This window comes from Nocardia glycosmidis (genome assembly GCF_052545115.1).
The window spans coordinates 1-25,307 of the sequence record NZ_JBQWRH010000003.1 but is presented as its reverse complement, the minus strand read 5'-3'; the positions used below and the strand labels follow the sequence as shown (position 1 = coordinate 25,307).

Sequence of the window (25,307 nt, the reverse complement as noted above, 5' to 3'; positions counted from 1 at the left end):
CGAACCGATTCGATTCGGTCACGACTGGTCCATGATCCGTGTCCTTTCCCAGCCCTGCGGAGCGAGCAATTCGGACAATCGCGGCCCGATCTGCGCCAGTGCTTCCGGAGAAGTCATCTGGTCGTGCACAGCATTGACGGGGTGATCCTGGACCGCACCGTCGACGTAGGGTTGCCAGCCGGCCGCCGCGGTGTCGTGGCCGGTCGCACTGAAGTACTCCAGACGACCCCGGAAGACCTGCGGCCGGTACTCGGCGATCAGTTCGGCCGAGCGCACCGCGCTGCGGTAGATCCGGCGCACCCGTTCCGGTGTGAGCACCGCCATGTCCGGCGGAATCGTCGCGTGCAGTGCGGCGAGCGCGTCCTCGCTCAGGTCGTGGATGCCGCCGTCGCCGGGCAGTAGGGCATCCACGCCGATACCGAGTTCGGCCAGCGCCTCGCGGATCGCCGCCCGGAAGTCGGTGACGTCGATATCGGGGTGGCTGTCCAGCATGGTCAGCAGCCCGATCGCGGCACCGTCGGCCTGCAACTGCGTCGCGACAGCGTGCGCCAGGACCCCGCCGAGCGACCAGCCGAGCAGCCGATAGGGCCCCTGCGGCTGCACCGCGCGGATCTCGGCCACGTAACGCTGCGCCATATCGGTCAGCGACTCCGGCAGGTAGCCGTCTTCGGTCAGCGCGGGCGATTGCAGGCCGTAAATCGGCGTGCTCGCGGGTATGTAGCGCGCCAAACCCGCATAGCACCAGGACAACCCGTACATCGGGTGCAGACAGAACAGCGGCTGGGCCGCTGCCACCTCATGCGGCACCATGGTCCGGATCGGCAACAGCACAGCGAGCGCGGCGTTCGAGTCCTGGTCATAGTCGTGGTCGTCGGCCAGTGCGGCCTGGATGCGGGCGGCCAGCGCCGCCGGCGTGGAGTCGGTGAAGAACCACTGCACCCGCACCTCGGCGCCGGTGAGCGCGCGCAGCCGGCTGACCGCGCGCGTCGCGACCAGCGAGTTGCCGCCCAGGTCGAAGAAGTCGTCGTCCATGCCGACGCGGTGCCCGGCACCAGGGTCGAGCACCGCGCCGAACACATCGAGAACGGTGCGCTCCAGCGGTGTACTCGGCGCACGATACGGACGCGCCGCCAGCTGCGGCGCCGGCAGCGCCTTGCGGTCGAGTTTGCCGCTGGCGTTCAGCGGCAGTTCCGGGAGCACGACCACCGCCGAGGGCACCATGTAGGACGGCAGCGCGCCGCGCGCGTGCAGTAGCACCGCCGCCTCATCGATGGTCTCGCCCGGCCCGGCCACCAGGTAGGCGACCAGCCGCTCCCCGGTCGCGCCGCGCACCAGCGACATCGCCGCGTGCCGCACCTGCGGGTGCCCGACCAGCACGGTCTCGATCTCGCCCAGCTCCACGCGCTGGCCGCGCAGCTTGACCTGGAAATCGCTGCGACCCAGGTATTCCAGCGCACCTTCGCGCCAGCGCACGATGTCGCCGGTGCGATACAGCCGGGCGCCACCTGGATGCGCGACGAACCGCTCGGCGGTGAGCGTAGGAGCACCGAGATAGCCGCGCGCCACCTGCACACCCTCGACGTACAGCTCGCCCGCCGCGCCCGGCGGTACCGGTCGCAATTGCCGGTCGAGCACGTGCACGCGGGTGTTGGCCACCGGGACGCCGATCGGGATCGTCACCGCGGCGGTGTCGCGTACCGGGTGGTCGGTGACGACGGTGGCTTCGGCCGGGCCGTACCAGTTGATCAGTGTCGCGCCGGGTACGGCGGCGGCAAAGGTGGCCGCCGTCTCCCCGGACAGCGCCTCCCCCGCGGCGAGCACCCGCCGCAACGACGGGTACTGCCTGGCGGGGTTGGCCACCGGGTCGAGGAACGCCTCCAGCATCGACGGCACGAAATGCACAGTGGTGACGGCATTCTCGTTGATGATCGAGGACAGGTAGGCGGGATCTCGATGGCCATCCGGCGCCGCGATGACGATCGCGGCACCGGTCTGCAAGGGCCAGAACAACTCCCAGGTGGAGATGTCGAAGGTGATCGGCGTCTTGTGCAGCACGACGTCGCCGCCGTCGTGCGGGTAGGCCGACTGAGCCCAGCGGAACTGGTTGACCATCTGCCGGTGGGTGATCATCACGCCCTTCGGGCGACCGGTGGAGCCCGAAGTGTGGATGACGTAGGCGATGGCGTCCGGATGGACGTAGTCGTGCGGCCAAGGTCCCTGGGGTGGCGGCAGATACAGCGTGTCGACGACGACGACCGGCACGCCGGTCGCGGTGTCGAAGTCGTCGGCGGAGGTGGTCAGCACGCAGATCGGAGCGGCGCTGCCGAGCACGTACTCGCTGCGCTCGGCCGGATGGTCCGGATCGATCGGCACATACCCGCCACCGGCCCGCAGTACCGCGTAGATCGCGACGACCAGGTCGATACCGCGCCGCATAGCCACAGCGACCAGCGTCTCCGGCCCGACACCCCAGCGCATCAACTCGATGGCCAATGACTTTGCGCGCGAATCGAGTTCGGCGTAGCTGAGGGTGACATCGCGATAGCGCACCGCGGGCGCGTGGGGCGTGCGCACCACCTGCGCGTCGAACAGCGACAGCAGCGTCGCGTCGTCGAGCAGCTCCGGCGCGTCGGTGGCGTTGCGCGCGTCCAGCTGCACGCGCTCGTCGTCGAGCAACACATCGATCTGGCCGACTCGCGCCTGCGGTGTGGTGACGAAGCGACCGATCAGCGCCGAGAGTCGCTGGGCCAGTGTCTGTGCCGCCGTTTCGTCGAAGACGTCGCGGAGGTACTTCAGCGAGACGCGCAGCCGGCTGTCCAGCACCACCATCACGGTGAGCGGGTAGTGGGTGCCGTTGACCGCGCCGACTCCGGTGACGTTCATGCCGTCGATGGCGCTGGCCTGGTCCAGGCCCTCCCGGTCCACCGGGAACGACTCGAACACGACGAGCGAGTCGAACAGCCCTTCCACGCCGATCGCGTCCTGGATATCGCTCAGCCCCAAGTAGTGGTGCTCCAGCAGCGCGGCCTGCTCGGCCTGCAACTGACGCAGCAATCCGCCGAGCGTCAGGGTCGCGTCCAGCCGCACCCGGACCGGGATCGCGTTGAGGAACAGCCCGACCATCGCCTCGACGCCATCCAGCTGCGGCGGACGCCCGGACACGGTCGCGCCGAAGACCACGTCGTCCCGATCGACACTGCGGCCGATCAGCAGCCCCCACGCCGCCTGGACCACCGTGTTCACCGTGACGTGCAGACCCGACGCGAGCCGGGTCAGCGCGGCGGTGTCGGCCGGGGACAGCTCGAAACCGACCTCGTCGACACCCGCGGAGATCTCCCGTCCCGGGTCGAGGGGCGCCAGCGGTGTCGGCTCGGTGATACCGGCCAAGGCGGTGCGCCACGCCTCGCGCGCCGCCGCCATGTCCTGCGCCGCCAGCCAGGCCAGGTAGTCGCGGTAGGGCGGCACCGTAGGCAGGTGCCGTGAGTTACCGCCGAGCGCGTACAGCGTCAGCAGGTCCTTCATCAACAGCGGCATGGACCAGCCGTCGATCAGGATGTGGTGGCTGGTCACCAGCAGGTGGTCGGCGCCCGCGCAACGGATCAGCGCGAAACGCAGCAGCGGGGCGGTCCGCATGTCGAAGTGGTCGGCCAGATCGGCCGCCTTGATCCGCTCCAGCTCGACCGCCGCCGGGGCCGGTTCCAGCTGCCGCAGATCGATCAGGCGCCACGGCACCTCCAGCGAGTCCGGCACGATCTGGACCGGATTGCCCGCGCTGTCCTCGGCGAAGGCGACACGCAGGTTGTCGTGCCGATCCAGCACGGCTTGCGCGGCCGCGTGCATCCGGTCGGCGTCGACCGCGCCGCTGAGCTCGAGCACGAACTGGGTGGTGTAGACGTCCACCGAGGATTCCGCGAGCAGCGCGTGGAACAGCATGCCCGATTGCAGCGGCGTGACCGGCCAGGCGTCCGACAGGCCGGGGTAGGCGCGGGAGAACCGATCGATGTCGGGCTGCTTCAGCCGCACCAGCGGGAAGTCCGAGGGCGTGAACCCGCCCGCGTCGGGTCGCAGGCCATGTTCGGCTAGGCCGCCGAGCGCGCGAATCCAATGCTCGGCAAAGACTTTCGCGTCCTCGCCGCGGAACACCTCGGCGGCGAAATCGAACCGGGCCAGCAGCCCGTCGTCGGTGGCCTCGACGGTCAGCACGAGCAACAGGTCGTCGGACGGGAGGTCGGTGTGCACCCGGGCCGGGCGTAGATCCCGATAGCGCAGCGCGAATCGCCCGCCGCCGAGCCCGCGCAGTTCGGCGGCGGTGTCCGCGTTCAGGTAGCGCAGCAAGCCGTAGCCGACACCATGCGAGGGCACCGACCGGCGCAGCTCCTTGATCTGTGCGATCGCGGTGCCCGCCGCCGGGCCGCCGACCAAGGCGTCCTCGATGTCGATCCTGGTCAGCCGCAGCGCCAGCGGATACTCGGTGCGGAAGCCACCCACCATGCTCGCGGCGTCGGCGTGCGTTGCCGCGCGGTCGTCGGCGGACAGCCGCACGACCGAACCGACCGCGCGGGGCACCGTCTCACCCGCCCCGGTTTGCAGTGCCAGGGCCAGCGCGGTGAGCAGAATGTCATCCACGCCGGTGTGATAGGCCTCGGCCGCGGCGGCGACGGCCTCCGCGCCCTCCGCGGTGATCGTGAGCGAAACCCGGCTGCGTGCCCGCAGGTCCCGTCCATCGGTGCCCGCGTTGTCCGGGATCGCGTTGTCCGGGATCGCGCCGAGCGCGCGCCGCCACCACTGCATTTCGGCGACCGTGGCCGGGTCGTGCGCTTGCGCCGACAACGCGCGAATGAGCACGCCGAGGCTGGACTGCGGCGCGGCGGGCACGGCGTGCCGAGCCCGATTCCAGCTCGCCGTGAGCTGGTCGACGATGACCCGCCAGGAGACGTCGTCGACCACCAAGCTGCTGGCCACCACGATGAGCGTCGAGCGGGCCTCGGCGCCGCCGGTGAGCACGAAGTGGATATTGCGGCCCTGCTCCGAATCCAGCGCCGCCGCGGCCGCCAGCACCACGTCATCGATCGGCAGCGACGTCTCGCCGTGTTGCGGGTCCAACCGGCGGAACGCCTCGCCGGTGCGCTCGGCGACCGGCGGGATGCGCAGCACCGGGACGCCGTCGTGGTACTCCACCCGCACCCACAGCATCGGGTGCTGGTCGAGCAAAGCGGCCACCGCACCGCGCACCATCTCGGCAGAGCAGGTCTCCGGGACGTCGAGGGCGATAGCGCGTACTTCGATGCCCCGGTCCAGCATCCGCGCCGCCGCCGCGGTGAGCGGCAGCTCGCCCGCCTCCGCGCCGGGGTCGTCTACGACGGCAGCGACGCGGGCCAGCGCGGCGACCGTCCGGCACTCGAAGACGTCGCGCGGCGTGAATGTCACGCCGCGGGCACGTGAGCGGGACACCACCTGAATGGACACGATGCTGTCGCCACCGAGGGCGAAGAAATCGTCGTCCAGGCCGACCTGCTCGACTCCGAGCACCTCGCCGATCACCTCGGCGATCACCACTTCGGCCGCGGTCAGCGGCGCGCGGTAGGCGCGGGTGGCCACAGCCGGCTCCGGCAAGGCCTTGCGGTCCAGTTTGCCGACCGGCGTCAGCGGGATCGCGTCGAGCACCATGATCGCCGCCGGAACCATGTATTCCGGCAGCATCCGGCCGATCCGCTCGGTCAGCGCGGCCGGATCCACCGTCGCACCGTTCGCCGGGAGCACGTAGGCGACCAGCATCGTGGCACCGGAGCCGGAGTCACGCCCCATCGTGACCGCGAAGTCGACTTCGGGCTGGGCGGCGAGCGCGGCGTCGATCTCCCCGAGCTCGATCCGGAATCCGCGCACCTTCACCTGGAAGTCGTTGCGGCCCACGTACTCCACGACCCGCGTGCCCTCGGCCCGCCGCCAGCGCACCAGGTCGCCGGTGCGGTAGAGGCGCTCGCCGGGCGCGCTGTAGGGGTCGGCGACGAACCGCGCGGCGGTGAGCCCGGCACGGGCGTGATAACCGCGGGCGAGCTGGATGCCGCCCAGATACAGTTCGCCGGTAACGCCTTCCGGCACCGGGCGCAGCCTGCTGTCGAGCACCAGCGACCGCATGCCTCGGATGGGACCGCCGATGGTGACCGGCTCACCGGGCCGCAGCCGGTCGCTGATATTGGTCATGATGGTGGTCTCGGTGGGCCCATAGCCGTTGTGGAAGGCGCGCACCGATGCGCCGCTCCACTTGGCAGCCAGATCGGCGGGTACCGCTTCACCGCCCGCCACCACCGCCCGCATGCCCGCCAGCCCGTCCGGATCGAGCGAAGCCAGCACCGACGGGGTGAGGAAGGCGTGCGAAACGCCCTCCGCGCGAATCAACCGGGCCAGTTCCTCGCCGCCGAAGGTCAGCGGCGGCACCATGATCAGCGCCCCCGCGGAACCGAGCGCGAGCAGCAGTTCCAGCATCGACGCGTCGAACGACGGAGACGCGAACGCGAGCGCCCGCGTGGACCGGTCGAGCCGATAACGCTCCACCTGCTCGGCACTGAAATTCGCCAAGCCGGCGTGGGTGACCACGACACCCTTGGGCAAACCGGTGGATCCAGAGGTGTAGATCACGTACGCGGCATTGCCGGCCCGAAGGGGTCCGCGCAGCTCGCCGGGCCGCAGCGGTTCGTCGGACCGCTGCGCGACATCGAAGGTGAAGTCGTGATCGTCCAGGGCGACCCAGCCGCCCTGCGACAGCACCGGCAGCTCGACCAGCTCCGCGGTCAGCGTCACGCCCACCGTGACACCGGAATCCGCGACCATGTGCGCGATGCGGTCGGCGGGATAGGCCGGGTCGATCGGGACGAACGCCGCGCCGGTCTTGGCGACCGCCCACAGCGCGAGCACGGATTCGACCGACCGCCGCAGCGCGATGGCGACCAGCACGTCCGGGCCCGCGCCGCGGTCGATCAGTGCGCGCGCCAATTGCGCTGAGGCGGCGTCGAGTTCGGCGTAAGTGAAGGTGCGGTCCCCCGCGACCATGGCGACGCCGGTCGGGTTCGCCCGAACGGCGGCCGCCATCAAATCCGGCAGCGTGCTCGGCGCCACCGCGGGACCGCCGGTACGCGTGAGCAGATCGACGCGCTCCGATTCGTCCAGAATGTCCAGATCCCCGACCGCGGCAGCCGGATGCTGTGCGACAGCGGCGAGCACGCGACGGAACCGGCGGCCGAACTCGACCACTGTTCGCTCGTCGAACAGATCACGGGCATAGGTGAATTCGGCGGCGAGACCGGCTTCCGCGCCGGCCTCCGTGCGCTGCTCGCGCACGGTGAGCAACAGATCGAACTTGGCCGCATCGGCGGCCGGGTCGAGCGCTGTGCAGCTGAGGCCGGGCAGTTCGAAACCGGCGACGGCGAGGTTCTCGAACGACAACGCCACCTGGAACAGCGGGTGGCGGCCCGCCGAGCGCTCCGGGTCCAGTGCCTCGACCAAACGCTCGAACGGGACATCGGCATTGGCGAAGGCGCGCAGATCGGTTTCCCGGTTGACGGCCAGCAGCTCGGTGAACGCGAGGCCGGGCGCGACTCGGGTACGCAGCACCAGGGTGTTGACGAACATGCCGATGAGATCGTCGAGTTCCGCTTCGCCGCGGCCCGCGATGGGGGTGCCGATCGCGATGTCGTCGGTACCGGACATACGGGCGAGAAATATCGCGAAAGCAGTGTGTACGACCATGAACAGCGTGGCGTTGTGCTGCCGGGCCAGCTCCGCCAATCCCGCGTGTACGTCCGCGTCGACGACGAAATCGGTCTTGCCGCCCGCGAAGGACTGGGCGGGTGGGCGCGGGCGGTCCGTCGGCAGGTTCAGCTCGTCGGGCAGATCGGCGAGTTCGGTTCGCCAGTAGGCCAGTTGCGCGCCGGCCGGCGATTCGGGGTCGTCCTCGGCGCCGAGAACGGCTCGCTGCCACAGCGCGTAGTCGGCGTACTGCAGCGGCAGCGCCGCCCAGGACGGTGCTTCGCCACTGCCGCGCGCCGCGTAGGCCATCATCAGGTCCCTGGTCAGCGGGCCCATCGACCAGCCGTCGGCGCTGATGTGATGCGCGACGAACACCAGCACGTATTCGGCGCCTGCGAGCTGGAACAGCTTGGCGCGGAACGGTATCTCGCTGGTCACGTCGAATCCGGCGGCGACGATCCGTTGCAGTTCGCCGGCGACGTGCTCGTCGCCGATCTGCGCGGGGGCCAGATTCACCGGCACGTCGTGTGGCGTGAGCACCTGCTGCACCGGACCGTCCGGCGTGTTCGGGTAGATCGTGCGCAGGGTCTCGTGGCGCGCGACGATATCCGCGACCGCCTGCTGCAACGCGACGACGTCCAGGTCACCGGACAGGCGGATGGCGGCAGGGATATTGTAGACCGAGGCCGAGGTGTCGAACTGGTTGAGGAACCACATGCGCTGCTGCGCGATCGACAACGGGATACGGTCGGGACGCGGCCCCGCGACCAGCGCTGTGCGTGTGCTCTCCCCGGCGGCCCGCTCGACCTTGATCGCCAGTCCGGCAACAGTGGACGCCTCGAACAGCACCCGCACCGGCACACGCGCATCCAAAGCCGCACCAATCCGCGCAGCGACCTGCGTCGCCAACAACGAATTACCACCCAACGCGAAAAAATCATCATCCGCGCCCACCCGCTCCACACCCAACACCCCAGCAAACACCGACGCCACAACCTCCTCGATCGGCGTCGACGGCGCACGAAACACCCGAACCTCGAACTCCGGCTCCGGCAACGCCCTCCGATCCAACTTGCCGTTCACGTTCAACGGCAACCCGTCCAACACCACAAACGCCGACGGCACCATGTACGACGGCAAACCCGCCGACAACACAGACCGCACCCCCGCCACATCCACACCCACATCACCGGGAACCACGTAGGCGACCAGACGATCACCAATCCTCGAATCCGACTTCGCGACCACCGCGGTCTGTGCGACCGCAGGCAGCGCCAACAACGCCGCCTCGACCTCACCCAACTCGATCCGGAAACCACGAATCTTCACCTGAAAATCCGAACGACCCCGATACTCGAGCTCACCGGCCGAATTCCACGCCACCACATCACCCGTGCGGTACATCCGAACACCGCCTGCACCCCCGGACCCGCCCGCCGCGAACGGATTCGCCACGAACCGATCCGCCGTCAAATCGGCACGACCGAAATAACCCCGCGCCAACTGCACACCCGCCAAATACAACTCACCCGAAACACCCACCGGCACCGGCCGCAACCGCGCATCCAGCACGTAGACCTGGCTGTTCCACTCCGGTACACCGATCGACACCGACACCTCATCGGCGCGGGTAACCCGGTGGCTGGTGATCGACACCGCCGCCTCGGTCGGACCGTAGAGGTTGAACAGTTCGGTGCGCGGGCAATCCCGCAGCAACCGCTGCGCGACCGAACCCGGCAGCGCCTCACCGATCGCCAGTACCCGTCGCGGCGACCAATCCGCCGAAGCGTTGCCCGCGGCCGCCCGGTGCGCCAGCAGCGCATCGAGCAGCGACGGCACCGCATGCAATGTCGTGACCGACTCCCGGGCCATCAGCTCGGTCAGGTACGCCGGGTCCCGGTGACCATCCGGCGCCGCGATGACCAGCCGCCCACCGCAGACGACGGCCGACCAGAACTCCCACACCGACAGATCGAACGTCGCGGCGGTCTTCAACAGGACGACATCGTCGGGCGTCAGCTCGAATGCGGTGATCTTCCAGAGCAATTGGTTCACGACAGCGGCGTGCGGCACGGCGACGCCCTTCGGGCGGCCGGTCGAACCCGAGGTGAACAGGACATAGGCCGTGTTTTCCGGCCGCAGCGGCGCGATCCGCTCGTGCTCGGTGATCGGCCCGCTCGCCACCGCGTCGAGCTCGAGGTCGTCCAGCCGCACTACGGGTGCGGCATCGGTCTCGAAGCCGGACTCGGCGTTGGTCAGCACGCACACCGGGGCTGCGGCGCCGAGGATGAAGTCGGTCCGATCCGCGGCTTGGCCGGGGTCGACCGGCACGTACGCGCCGCCGGCCTCCGAGACCGCATACATCGCCACGACCAGGTCGATCGATCGGCGCAACGCCAGCGCGACCCGGGATTCGGGGCCGACGCCCGTCGAGATCAGATAGCGGGCGAGGCGGTTCACTCGGGCGGCCAGCTCGGCGTAGCTCAGCTCCGCGCGCTCGCCCTCGGGCCGGTCGGCGACCAGCGCGATCGCCGCGGGCGCCGCCGCGACCGACCGCCGCAGCAGCGTTCCCAGCGTCGCGGCCGGCTCCAGCTGGTGGCTCGTGTCGTTCCATCCCTCGAGCAACTCGGTGCGCTCGGCGTCGGCGAGGATGTCGATATCGCCGACCGGGACTGTCTCGTCGGCGACCACCGCGGACAGGACTCGCGCTAGTCGGTCGGCGAACCCCTGTACGGTGTGCGCGTCGAAAAGATCGGTCGCGTACGTGAAGAAACCACCGATGCCGGCAGGCGCACCCGACTCGTCATAGGCATCGCCGACGATCAGATGCAGATCGAACTGCGAGACAGCCAGATCGGCGTCGACACCGGCCACCGTCAAACCGGGCAGCTCCAGCGCGGTGCGCGCGATATTCTGAAACGACAATCCCACCTGGAACAGCGGATGACGCGCCGTCGACCGCGGCGGATTCAGCACCTCGACCAGCCGCTCGAACGGTACATCCGCGTGCGCAAACGCCTGAAGATCGTTATCCCGTTGCCGCGCAAGCACATCCGCGAACAAGTCGCCGGCGTCGATCCGCGTGCGGAACACCACCGTGTTGACGAACATGCCGATCAGATCGTCGAGCGCACGCTCACCGCGCCCGGCGACCGGCGTACCGACGGCGATGTCAGCCGAACCCGACAGCCGGGCCAGCAACACCGCGAACGCCGTGTGCACCACCATGAACAACGTGGCGCCGTGCGCGCGGGCGAGTTCGACCAGTCCGGCGTGCGTCACCGCGTCGATCCCGACATCCACCCGCGCACCCGCCGCCGACGCCACGGCCGGCCGGGGGCGATCGGTGGGCAACTCCAGCAGATCGGGCAGGTCAGCCAACTGCTCGCGCCAGAACCCGATCTGCCGGGCCGCGATCGACTCCGGATCCGATTCTTCCCCCAACACCGCCCGCTGCCACAGCGCGAAATCCGCGTACTGCACCGGCAACGGCGACCACCCCGGCGTCGCACCCGAGATACGCGCCGCATAGGCGGTCATCACATCCCGGACCAGCGGACCCATCGACGACGCGTCCGCGGCGATATGATGCACAACCACGGCCAGCACGTGTTCGCGCGCCGATCCGGTCGGTGTATCGGCGATTTCCAGCAGCCGCACCCGCACCGGGACTTCGGCCGTCACATCGAACGGTGTCTGCGCGAGCGCTTGGACCTCGCTCGCGATCTCGCTCGCGCCGACCGGGTGCGCCATCACATCCAACGCCACCTGCCCGGCGGCCAGCACCGTCTGGACCGGCCCCTGCGAGGTCTGCGGATACACGGTCCGCAGCACCTCGTGCCGCGCGACAACGTCATGCAGTGCCGCGCCCAACGCCGGCACGTCCAGCGCACCGGTCAACCGCAAGGCGAACGGCAAGTTGTACGCGGCCGAACCGATCCGGTCCGCAGCGTCCGCAGCGTCCGCAGCCTGATCGAAGCGGTTGAGGAACCACATCCGCCGCTGCGCCAAGGACAATGGCAACACTTCCGGACGCGCGATACTGCCCAGCTCCACGCCGCGTTCAGTGTGCGTCTGCGACTCGATCGCCGCGGCCAGCGCCGCGACCGTTGGCGTCTCGAACAACGCCCGTACCGGCACCCTGGCCCCCACCGCGGCACCCAACCTGGCCACCAGCTGGGTCGCGACCAGCGAATTGCCGCCGAGCGCGAAGAAATCATCATCCGCACCCACTCGCCCCAACCGCAGCACTTCGGCGAACATGCCCGCCACGATCTCCTCGACCGGCGTGGCCGGCGCACGGAATTCGTGTGCGGCGAAAACCGGCTCGGGCAACGCCTTACGGTCCAGCTTGCCGCTGGGATTCAGCGGGAACTCGGCCAAAACCACCAGCGCGGCCGGAACCATGTAGGCGGGCAGTATCGCACCGATCGTCGCGAGCAATTCCGCGGGCTCGATCGATTCGCCCGGTCCGGGAACCACGTAGGCCACCAACTGGTCACCCAGTGCCGAAGCAGCGACCAACGCCGCCGCCTGACTCACCGCAGGCTGCGCCAGCAACGCGGTCTCGATCTCACCCAACTCGATCCGCTGACCGCGGAACTTCACCTGGAAATCGGTCCTGCCGAGGTAGTCCAGCCGCGGCGGCAGTTCCGCGGTCGCGGCGCGCCAGACCACCAGATCACCAGTTCGGTACATCCGCTCACCGCGGCCGAACGGGTTGGCCACGAACCGGTCCGCGGTGAGATCGGGACGCCGCACATAGCCGCGCGCCAACTGATCGCCAGCGAGGTAGAGCTCACCGGAAACACCCGCCGGCACCGGCTGCAAACGTGCGTCCAGCACATACACCTGGGTATTCCACTGCGGCACACCGATCGGAACCGACCGCTGGCCGACCGCCGTCGCGGGCCAGTAGGTGACCGACACGGCCGCCTCGGTCGGTCCGTACAGGTTGTGCACCGCCGCGTTCGACATCGCCCGCACCGCGGCAACGGTTTCCGGCGGCAGCGCCTCCCCGATCACGAAGATGTCCCGCAAACTGGGGCAGGAACCGGGCGCGGTGTGCACGGCGAACACCGTCAGCATGGAAGGCACGAAATCGGTGACCGTCACGCGCTGCGCGGCAATGGTTTCCGCGATATAGACCGGATCCCGGTGCCCGTCGTGGGTCGCGACGACGAGCTTGGCACCCGCGCGCAACGGCATGAAGTAGCCCCACAGCGACACATCGAAGGTGGTCGCCGTCTTTTGCAGATAAACGTCATCGGGATCGAGTGGATACGCCGCGAGCATCCAGCTGATCTGGTTCTGAATCGCGTGGTGGGAAATCGCGACGCCCTTGGGGCGGCCGGTCGAGCCCGAAGTGAAGATCACGTAGGCCGGATGGTGCGGCAACACCGGACGCACCAATTCCTCGGCCCGCACCGGCGAGTCGTCGAACAGGTCCGGATTCACCGCATCCAGCCGCAAGACCGCGGTGCCTGCCGGTACGTCGACCGCGTCGGCGGCGGTGGTGAGCACGCAAACGGGGTCGGCGGTCTCGAGCACGTGCGCGATGCGTTCGGCTGGATGATCCGGGTCCAACGGCACATACGCCCCACCCGCCGTCACGATCGCGTACATCGCCACCACGAGATCCAGCGATCGCCGAACTGCCAAGCCCACCAGCGATTCCGCACCCACACCCTGCGAGATCAGCAACCGTGCCAGACGATTCACCCGCGCGTCGAACTCGCGATAGGTCAGCTCGGCGCCCTCGTAGACCACCGCGACCTCGTCCGCATACGCGTCGACCATGCGCCGATAGCCGTCCAGCAACAACTCCTCCGGCACCGGATACCGGGTGTTGTTCCACTCGAGCAGCATGCGCTCGCGCTCGGCGGGAGCCAGCAGATCGATCGCACCGATCGGCTGATCCGGCTCGGTGGCGACGGCGGCGAGCAACCGCTGCAGCCGCCAGGCGAACTCGGCGATCGTCGCTTCGTCGAACAGGTCGGTGGCGTAGGTGAACGTCGCCGTGAAACCGGTGGCGTCGCCGTCGGCGGCCGGCACCACCGTCAATTGCAGATCGAACTTGGCGACGGCACCGCCGAACTCCAGCGCTTGCGCGGACAAGCCGGGCAGCGCCAGCTCCGGCTTGCTCATGTTCTGGAAGAACAGCGCCACCTGGAACAGCGGATGATGCGCCTGCGACCGCACCGGGTCCAGCACCTCGACCAGCCGTTCGAACGGTAGCTCGGCATGCGAGAACGCGGCCAGATCGGTCTCTTTCGCCTGCTCGAGCAGCGTGCGGAACGACGCGCCGAGGTCGATCCGGGTGCGCAGCGCCAGCGTGTTGACGAACATGCCGATCAGCTCGTCGAGTTCCCGCTCGCCACGACCGGCGACGGGCGTGCCGATGGTGATGTCGTCGGTGCCGGTGAGCCGGGCGAGCAGTACCGCGAACGCGCTGTGCAGCACCATGAACTCCGAAGCGCCCGCGCCGTGCGCCAGTTCGGCCAGTCCGTGGTGCACCGCAGCGTCCACCGCGAAGGTGAACTCCGCGCCCTGTCCGGACGCGACGGGCGGACGCGGCCGGTCCGAGGGTAGGTCGATCCGGTCCGCGATCCCCGCGAGGGCGCGACGCCAGTAGGCGATCTGCGCGGCCGCGACCGAATCCGGGTCGTCCTCGTCGCCGAGCACGGCACGCTGCCAGAGTGTGTAGTCCGCGTACTGCACCGGCAGCGGAGCCCACACCGGCTCCGCCCCGTCGCGCCGGGAAAGGAACGCGGTGACCAGATCCCGCAGGAACGGCGCGACCGAGGCGCCGTCGGCGGCGATGTGGTGCACCACCACCGCGATGACGTAGTCGCCGGGACCGAGCTCGGCCAGCGCGACGCGCAGCGGCACCTCGGCCGCCACGTCGAAGCCGGTCGTCGCCAATCCGCGTAGCCAGTCGTGCAATTCGTGCTCGATGATCGGCTTCGGCGCGAGGTCCGGAACGGCTCGCGCCGCCGACACGATCAGCTGGTAGCCCGTACCGTCCACCGCCGGATACAGCGTCCGCAACGTCTCGTGCCGTTCGACCACGTCCATGATCGCCGCCTGCAACGCCGCGACATCCCACGCACCCGACAACCGCACCGCGAACGGAATATTGTTCGCCGCGGAATCAGTGTCGAACTGATTCAGAAACCACATCCGCTGCTGCGCGAGCGACAAAGGCACCCGCTGCGGACGCTGCACCGCCACCAGCGCACGCCGGTCACCCGCACCCTTCAGCGGCTCCAGCCGCGTGGCGAGACCGGCGACGGTGGGGCTCTCGAACACCAGCCGGGCCGGCACTCGCGCGGTGACGGCGGCCCCGATCCGGGCCGCGACCTGCGTCGCGATCAGCGAATTGCCGCCGAGCTCGAAGAAGTCGTCGTCCGCGCCGACCGGCGCCTGCGGGCCGAGCACTTCGGCGAACACCTCGGCCACCAGCTCTTCCAACGGGCCGGCCGGCGCGCGGAAAACCTTGGTCTGCAAGCGCGGCGCCGGTAGCGCCGCGCGGTCCAGCTTGCCGACCGGCGTCAGGGGAATCTGCTCCAGCACCATCACCACCGTCGGCACCATGTGGGCGGGCAGGCTCCGCTCGGCGACCGCGGCCAGTTCGTCCGCGTCCGCGACCGTCCCGGGCGCGGCGTGCACATACGAGACGAGAATCGTGGCGCCGCTGTCCAGGTTGTGCCCGACGGTGACGGCGAAGTCGACGCTCGCGTGCGCGGCCAGCACCGCATCGACCTCACCGAGCTCGATGCGGAAGCCACGAATCTTCACCTGGAAGTCGTTGCGACCCAGATACTCCAGATCACCGTCCGGCGTCCAGCGGACCAGATCGCCCGTGCGGTAGAGCCGAGAACCGTTCGTATCGAAAGGGTTCGCGACGAAGCGGGACGCGGTCAGCGCGCCGCGCTCGTGGTAACCGCGGGCCAGCTGGGCTCCCGCGATGTACAGCTCGCCGACCACGCCGCTCGGGACCGGGACCAAGCGTTCGTCCAGCACATACTCGGTGACGGCCCGGATCGGCGCACCGATGGTCACCGGCTGCCCCGGCACCAGCGGCGCGCTGATATTGGCCATGATCGTGGTCTCGGTCGGGCCGTACCCATTGAAGAACTCGCGGGTCCGCCCCCCGGCGACCGGCAGCACCCAGCGGCGCACCAGTTCGGGTGGGCATGCCTCGCCCCCGGCGACCACCACGCGCAGCTCGTCGAGGCCCGTCGGGTCCACCGAGGCCAGCGCGGCCGGGGTGACGAAGGCGTGGGTGACCCCTTCCCGGCGCACCAGCCACGCGAACTCCTCGCCGCCGAACACCGTGGGCGACGCGACCACCATCGTGGCCGCGCCCCCCAGCGCGAGCAGCAGTTCCAGCACCGACGCGTCGAACGAGGGCGACGCGAAATGCAAGGTCCGCGACGCACTCGTCACCCGATATCGGTCACGCTGTTCCGCGCAGAAACTCGCCAGCCCCGACTGGGTGACGACCACACCCTTCGGTAGGCCGGTAGACCCGGAGGTGTAGATGACGTAGGCCGGATGCTCCGCCCGGAGTGGGCGCATCCGATCGGTGTAGGTCACCGGGTCCGCCGGGAACTCCTCGAGCTGCCGGGCGCACTCGGCGGTGTCGATGGACAGCCACTCGACCCGGTCCGGTAGTTCGGCGCGGACCCCGTCGACGGCGAGCCCGAACACCGCACCGGAATCGGCGATCATGTGCTCGACGCGATCGGCGGGGTAGTTCGGATCGACCGGCACAAACCCGGCGCCCGTCTTCGCCACCGCCCAGACCGCGATCACCGAGTCGATCGAACGCGGTATCGCGACCGCGACGAGGTCCTCGGGTCCGATGTCGCGATGGATGAGCAGCCGCGCCAGGCGGGTGGACCGCTCGTCCAGCTCGGCGTAGCTCAGCGTGGCCAGCGTGCTGGTCGCGTCGGCGAAGACCAAGGCGGCGCCGCTCGGGTTGGTTTCCACCGCGGTGGCCATCAGCTGCGGCAAGGTGGTGACGCGGTGGCGGCGCGTCCGGGTCGGGCGCACCCGGGTCGGCCGGGTCATGCGCGCACCGCTTCCGTCGTCTCGTCACACTGCCGCCCGAGCGCCCGAACCATCGAGTTGCCTCACCCTGTCTGTTGTTGCCACACACTCCCGCCCGCATGATCATCGAACCCACGCATACCGATCGTTACGAAATCCGCCGCGGCGCAGCCGAGCGCGGACGACCCACGAGTTCCGCCAGCGCGGGCGAGTGCTGGCGAACATTATTCCCTCCCGCCGCCCGGTGATCATTCCCTCCCACCGCCCGGTGATCATTCCCTCCCACCGCCCGATCCGGGTCACGAGGCGGCCACGGCAGGCCCGAGCTCTGTTTCGCCTTCGCTCGGCCGGGCGCGAGCTGTGGACAGACACGCCCCGACCAGCTCCGCTCCCCATCGCGAGCCGAGGACGGACCAGTCCGGCGCCGCCCATCAGCAGCCACCCAAGCCCGGCGACGGGGTACGCCGACTCGCCTACTCCAGCAGCTCGAGCAGCGTCGCGAGCTGGGGACCGATCTCGGCGAGCGACTCAGGAGAGGCCATTTGCTGATGGTTCGCGTTGATCGGCCTATCGACGATGCCGCCGGTTACATAAGGCTGCCATCGGGTCGCTGCCGCCCGCAGATCGGCGTCGGTCTGGCCTGGGCCGCCGATGCCGGCGCTGAAGTATTCGAGCGTGCCGCGGTACACCTGGGGGCGGTGTTCGGCGATCAGCTCGACCGACCGCACCGCACTGCGGTAGATCCGCCGCAGCCGCTGCTTGGTCAGCACGGCCAGCTCAGGCGGAATCGACGCATGCAGCGAGTCCAGCGCCTCGTCAGTGAGATCGTGGATATCACCCTCCTCCGAGATCACGTCCCCGCCGATACCGATCTCCGCCAAGCCCTGCCGGATCGCCCCGCGGAAATCGGAGACATCCACATCCGGGTAGCTGTCCAGCATGACCAGCAGCGCCACCTGGTCGCCTGCCGCTTGCAGTTCGGTCGCCACCGCATGGGCCACCACACCGCCCAGCGACCAGCCGAGCAGCCGGTAGGGCCCCTCGGGCTGCACGGCCCGGATCTCGGCGACATAGCGGCGAGCCATCTCGGTGAGCGAGCCGGGCAGATAGCCGTCTTCCGACAGCGCAGGCGACTGGATGCCGAGAATGGGCTGTTCGGCGGGCAGGAACCGGGCCAGACCCACGTAGCTCCAGGACAACCCGTACATCGGATGCAGGCAGAACAGCGCGGGCGCGCTACCTTCCGCTCGGATCGGCAGCAGCACGCCGAGCCCATCGTCCGGATCAGCGCCGAAGTCGTAGCCCGGCGCGATCGCCGTCGCGATCCGGCTACTGAGTCCCGCGACGGTGGCATCGGTGAACAACCACTGCACCCGGACTTCGGCGCCGGTCACCCGGCGCAACCGGCTCACCGCCTGCGTCGCGACCAGGGAATTACCGCCGAGACCGAAGAAATCGTCCGCGAGACCCACCTGCGCGACACCGAGGACCTCGCCGAACACCGCGGCAACGGCCTGTTCCAGCGCCGTGACCGGCGCTCGGAAGCGCGCCTGCTCGATCGCTGGCACGGGCAGCGCCGTCCGGTCGAGCTTGCCGTTGGCGTTCAACGGAAGCGCGGTCAGCTCGATGATCGTGGGCGGCACCATGTACGACGGCAGCTCCGCGGCGAGCGCCGAAGCGAGCCGCTGTGTGTCGATGACGCCGTCGACTCCGACGACATAGGCTCCGACGACATAGGCGACAAGCCGGTCTCCCGCGCTCGCATCCGTGTGCGCGACGACCGCCGCGGCCGCGACCGCGTCCTGGCGCAGCAGCGCCGCCTCGATCTCGCCGAGCTCGATGCGGAATCCGCGAATCTTCACCTGGAAGTCGGTGCGACCGCGGTACCCCAGCTCGCCATCGCCGTTCCACACGACCAGGTCTCCGGTGCGATACATGCGGGCGCCCGGCTCGAACGGATTCGCCACGAACCGATCCGCCGTCAAATCCGCGCGGCCGAAGTAACCGCGGGCCAGCTGCGCACCCGCCAGGTACAGCTCACCGGGCACACCCACCGGCACCGGCCGCAAGCGCGCGTCGAGAACGAAGACCCGGCTGTTCCACACCGGCACGCCGATGGGTACCGACGTCGTATCGGCCTCGGTCACCTGGTGCCGCGTGATCGACACCGCCGCCTCGGTCGGGCCGTACAGGTTGTGCAACGCCACCTCGGGATTCGCCGACCGGAAACGTTGCGCAGTCGCGGCGGGCAGCGGCTCGCCGATGGCGAGCACCCGCCGCAGCGACGCGGGCACGCGGGCCGCCGATTCGGCCAGCAAGGCATCCAGCATGGCGGGCACGACGTGCAGCGTGGTCACCGCGGTGTCGCGGATGAGGGTGTTCAGGTACGCCGGATCACGATGCCCATCGGGCGTCGCTATCACCAGTCGCCCGCCGCAGACCGCGGCCGACCAGAACTCCCACACGGACAGATCGAACGTCGCCGACGTCTTCAGCAGCACCGCGTCGTCGGGCCCGAATCCGAACTCGGCTCGCTTCCACAGCAGCTGGTTGACGATCGCACCGTGCGCGACGGCGACACCCTTCGGCCGGCCGGTCGAGCCCGAGGTGAAAATCACGTATGCCGTGTTGGCCGCCGTGAGATCACCGTGACGTTCGGCGGCGCCGATCGGCCCGTCGGGGTATTCGGATAGGTCGAGTTCGTCGATGCACACCACCACCGGAGCCACAGCCGCAGCCACGCCGGCGCGGGGGTCGGCGATCGCCGTGCGCCGCTCGATGACGGCGGTGTCCACTCCGTCGCGGCTCGTCGTCAGCACGAACGCCGCAGCCGCGGTATCGAGGATGTACTCGATCCGCTCGGCGGGGTGCTCCGGATCGATCGGCACGTACGCCGCACCGGCTTTCGTGACCGCGTACATGGCCACTACGAGGTCGACCGACCGGCCGATGGCCAACGCCACCCGCGATTCGACGCCGACACCGCGGGCGATCAAGTACCTGGCCAGCCGATTGACGCGCCGGTCGAGCTCGTCGTAGGTCAATGTGCGGCGAGCCGCGCTCGCGCCCTCCTCATCGGCATCGGCATCGGCATCGGCATCGGCATCGGCATCGGCATCGGCGACGATCGCGATGGCGCCGGGCGTCGCACCGACCGATGCCTCGAGCAGCGACACCAACGTCGCGGACTCGTCGACCGGCTGCGCGGTAGCGTTGCGGCCCGAGACCAGTTCGGTCCGCTCGGTCTCGTCCAGCCAGGGCAGATCACCCACCGCGACCGTGGGATCGGCCACGGCGGCGCGGATGATCCGCACCAGCCGGTCGACGATGTCCTGCACCGTGGCCCGGTCGAACAGGTCCGCGGCGTAGGTGAGGAAACCGCCGATGCCCGCGGGGTTTCCGGCTTCGTCGTAGCCGTCGGCCACGATCAGATGCAGATCGAACTGCGAGAGCTGGGTATCTATGGCAACGGTCTGCACCGAGAGACCGGGTAGTTCCAGCGTGGCCCTGGCCAGATTCTGGAACGACAGACCCACCTGGAACAGTGGATGCCGCGCGGTCGAGCGCACGGGGTTCAGCACCTCGACAAGTCGTTCGAACGGCACATCGGCGTTGGCGAATGCCTGGACATCCGTTTCGCGCTGGCGTACCAGCAGATCCGCGAACGTCTCCGCCGGATCGACCCGGCTGCGCAGCACCAGCGTGTTGACGAACATGCCGATCAACTCGTCCAGGACGGCTTCACCACGACCGGCTATCGGCGTGCCGATCGCGATGTCCTCGGCGCCGGCCAGCCGGGACAGCAGCACCGCGAACGCGGTGTGCACGACCATGAACACCGTCGCGCCCTCGGCCCGGGCCAGCTCGATCAGCGCCCGGTGCGTCAGCGCGTCGATCTGCACATCGACCCTGCCACCGGCGAACGACTGCATGGGCGGGCGGGGTCGGTCCGACGGCAGATCCAGCTGGTCCGGCAGACCGGCCAGCGCGGACTGCCAGTAGGAAATCTGCGCTGCCGCCAGCGAATCCGCGTCCTCTTCGCTGCCGAGCAGGGCGCGCTGCCAGATGCTGAAATCGGCGTACTGCACCGGCAGCGGCGCCCAGTCCGGTGCCGCGCCGTTCGAACGCGCCGTGTACGCGGCCATCAGATCTCGTGTCAGCGGGCCGACCGACCATCCGTCGGCGCTGATGTGATGCACGGCCATGGCCAGCACATAGGCGCGCTCCGCGCTGGAGTCGTCGACTTCGAAGAGTTCGACCCGCAGCGGTACGTCGCTGGTGACGTCGAAATTCGTCGAAACCACCTCGAACACGGCGGATTCGATATCGGCCGGATCGACGCTCCGCACGACCAACTGCGTAATCGCCTGCGCCGGAGGCAGAATCACCTGCACCGGGCCGAGATCGGTCTGCGGGTAGATGGTGCGAAGGATCTCGTGCCTGCCGATCACATCCCCGATGGCCGCCCGCAACGCGGGTACATCGAGATCGCCGGCCAGTCGTACCGCCACCGGCACGTTGTAGGCCGCCGAGCCGGTGTCGAACTGATTGAGGAACCACATGCGCTGCTGCGCGAGCGACAGCGGAATTCGTTCCGGGCGCGGACCGGCGACCAGGGCACGGCGCCCACCGGCGCCGGCCTGCGTTTCGATCTTCCGCGCAAGCCCGGCCACGGTAGCGGCCTCGAACAACAGCCGCACCGGTACTTGCGCGTCCAGCGCCGCACCCAACCGGGCCGCCACCTGCGTGGCCAGCAGCGAGTTCCCGCCGAGCGCGAAGAAGTCGTCATCGCGGCCGAGGTAGCCCGCTCCGTCCGCGATCCCGAGTACATCGGCGAAGGTATCCGCGACGATCTGCTCGATCGGCGTGGCCGGCGCGCGGAATGCCGCCTTCTCGAAAGTGGGCTCGGGCAATGCTTTTCGATCCAGTTTGCCGACCGGAGTCAGCGGAATCGCGTCCAGTACCACGATCGCGGCGGGCACCATGTGCGGCGGCAGAATCCGCGCGGCGTAATCGGTGAGCTCGGCGGAATCCAGGCAACGGCCCTGGGCGGCGAGCACGTAGGACACCAGCGTTTTCCCACCGGTGGTGTCGCGGCCGAGCGTGACCGCGAACTCGACGTCATCGTGACTACTGAGCACCACGTCGATCTCGCCGAGCTCGATGCGGAAGCCGCGGATCTTGACCTGAAAGTCCGAGCGACCGACATAGTCCAGTTCCCAATCCGACACCGAAACGCCATCCCCGGTCGGTTCGGCATACCACCGCACCACGTCACCGGTCCGGTACATGCGAGCACCCGGCGCGCCCCAGGGGTTCGCGACGAACCGCTCCGCGGTCAGACCCATCCGGCGCTGGTAGCCGCGGGCCAGCGCGCCACCGGCCAGATACAGTTCGCCGACTACGCCGGGCGGCACCGGATTGAGCCGGGCGTCCAGCACCAGCGCGGACATACCCGGAACCGGTCGGCCGATCGTGATGTGCTGTCCAGCGGTCAGGGTGGCGTACGACGCGATGATCGTCGCTTCGGTCGGACCGTACCCGTTGATGTACCGCCGCCCCGGCTGCCATTTGGCCAGCAGCTCCGCGGTGGTGGCGTCGCCTGCGACCGAGACGACCTCGAAGTCCGCCAGCCCGTCCGGCGCGACCGTACCGAGCATCGCCGGAGTGATGACCGCGTGCGTCACCGCTTCGGCCCGCAGCAGCTCACCCAGATCTGCGCCGCCGAGGATGGTCGGCGGCACGATCACCAGCGTCGCCCCGTTGGCGAACGCGCACAACCATTCCAGCACCGACACGTCGAAGCTCGGCGAGCAGACGTGCAGGAGGCGATGCTGCGCCTGAATGCCGTATTGCTCGGTCGCGTAGTCGGCCAAGCCGGCCAGGCCGACGTGGGTGACGGTGACGCCCTTCGGCAACCCCGTCGAGCCCGACGTGTAGATCACGTACGCCGGGTGCCGGACGGTCAGCGGCGCGATCCGGTCCGCATCGGTGACCGGCGTGGCGGGCTTTTCCGCCAGCAGCGCGTCGGTCGCGGGATCGTCGAGCACCATCCACGCGACATCGTCGGGCAACTGCTCGACGTAGTCGGCACCGGTGAGCCCGATCACGGCTCGCGAATCGGTCACCATGTGCCGCAACCGATCCGCCGGGTAGGCCGGGTCGATCGGCACGTACGCGCCACCGGCCTTGGCCACCGCCCACACCCCCGCGACCATCTCGTAGGACCGCGAGAAAGACAGCGCGACAAGCTTTTCCGGACCCACGCCGCGGTCGATCAGCACCCGCGCCAATCGCGACGAGTACTCGTCGAGCCTGCGATAGGTGATCGACCGGCCACCATCGCGTACCGCGATGTGCGCCGGGCTGGACTGCGCACCGCGAGTCAAGAGGTCCGGTAGCAGCCCCGCCGTCAGCGCGTCGTCCCGCTGTACGTGGGTCAGCAGCTCGCGTTCGGTGTCATCCAGCAGCGGCAGATCGCCCACCGGGCGCTGCGGCGCGGCGACGATCGCCTCGAGTAGGCGGGTGAACCGGTCTGCGAAAGTCCGCACCGTGACGTCATCGAAAAGGTCACGGGCGAAAGAGAACTCGGCGTACATGCCGACGCCGTCGCTGTCGACCGCCTCCCGAACGGTGAGGAACAGATCGAATTTCGCGGTCTCGACATCGAAATCGACAGCCTCGATGCGCAACCCGGGCAGTTGGAAGCCCGTGTTCGGCAGATTCTCGAACGACAGCGCCACCTGGAACAGCGGATGCCGCGCGGTCGAGCGTTCCGGATTGATGATTTCCACCAGACGCTCGAAGGGAATGTCCGCGTGCGCGAATGCCGCCAGATCAGCGTCCTTCGCCCGCGCGAGCAAGTCACCGAAGGCGTCCTCGCCCCGCACCTGCGTGCGCAGCACCAAGGTATTGACGAACATGCCGATCACGTCGTCGAGTTCGGCCTCGCCGCGACCGGCGACGGGCGTGCCGATGGCGATGTCGCCGGTGCCGGACATCCGGGACAGGAACAGTGCCAGCGCGGCGTGCACCACCATGAACATGGTCGCGTTGTGCTCGCGAGCCAGCCGGGACAGCCCCGCGTGCACTTGGGCATCGATGGTGAAATCGACCTTGCCGCCGGCGAACGACTGCGCGACCGGGCGAGGCCGGTCGGTAGGCACATTGAGCTCGTCGGGCAGCCCGGCCAGCGCGGTGCGCCAGTATTCGGCCTGCTGCGAGATCAGGCTGTCGGCGTCGCTTTCAGCGCCGAGTACCTCGCGCTGCCAGAGGCTGAAGTCGGCGTACTGCACCGGCAACGGCGTCCAACCCGGATCCGCACCGCGACTGCGGGCGGCATAGGCGACCATCAGATCACGGACGAGCGGCCCCATCGACCAGCCGTCCGCGCTGATGTGGTGGGCCACGAATACCAGGATGTATTCGATTTCGCTGAGCTGGAACAATTGGGCACGAAACGGAACTTCCACCGTGACGTCGAAACCGGTGACGGCAACCCGCTGCACTTGCTCGGCAATACGATCCGGGCCGAGCGGCACCGGCGTGAGATCGACTGGTACCTCGCGCGGTTCCAGAATTTGTTGCACCGGACCGGCGGAAGTGTGCGGGTAACGGGTGCGCAGAATCTCGTGCCGCGCGACCATATCCATGATCGCGGATCGCAGTGCGGTGATGTCGAGTTCGCCGGTCAGCCTGACAGCCACCGGAATGTTGTTGACCCCGGACGCGGTATCGAACTGGTTGAGGAACCACATCCGCTGCTGCGCCAACGACAACGGAACCGACTCCGGACGCGGACCAGCCACCAACGCACGACGCCCGCCGGCACCGGCATGCTGCTGCACCTTCGCGGCCAAACCAGCGACCGACGACGCCTCGAACAGCACCCGCACCGGCACACGCGCATCCAAAGCCGCACCAATCCGCGCGGCGACCTGCGTCGCCAACAACGAATTACCACCCAACGCGAAAAAATCATCATCCGCGCCCACCCGCTCCACACCCAACACCCCAGCAAACACCGACGCCACAACCTCCTCGATCGGCGTCGACGGCGCACGAAACACCTGAACCTCGAACTCCGGCTCCGGCAACGCCCTCCGATCCAACTTGCCGTTCACGTTCAACGGCAACCCGTCCAACACCACAAACGCCGACGGCACCATGTACGACGGCAAACCCGCCGACAACACAGACCGCACCCCCGCCACATCCACACCCGCATCACCGGGAACCACGTAGGCGACCAGACGATCACCAATCCTCGGATCCGACTTCGCGACCACCGCGGTCTGTGCGACCGCAGGCAGCGCCAACAACGCCGCCTCGACCTCACCCAACTCGATCCGGAAACCACGAATCTTCACCTGGAAGTCGGTGCGGCCGCGGTATTCCAGCTCACCCGCGCTCGTCCACGCGACCAGGTCACCGGTGCGGTACATCCGGGTACCCGGCTGGAACGGATTGGCCACGAAACGATCCGCCGTCAAATCGGCACGACCGAA

Annotated in this window: 2 protein-coding genes; both read right to left on the bottom strand. The window is 68.9% G+C overall.

The genetic code is table 11. The features are described 5' to 3' along the window. Positions 1-18: 18 nt before the first annotated feature. Positions 19-16,803, bottom strand: coding sequence for a non-ribosomal peptide synthase/polyketide synthase (locus tag ACT86A_RS04375; RefSeq protein WP_445090975.1), 16,785 nt, complete (start codon positions 16,801-16,803; stop codon positions 19-21). 470 nt (positions 16,804-17,273) lie between these two features. Further along, a partial coding sequence (locus ACT86A_RS04370; protein ID WP_445090692.1) for a non-ribosomal peptide synthetase occupies positions 17,274-25,307 on the bottom strand: 8,034 nt, incomplete at its 5' end.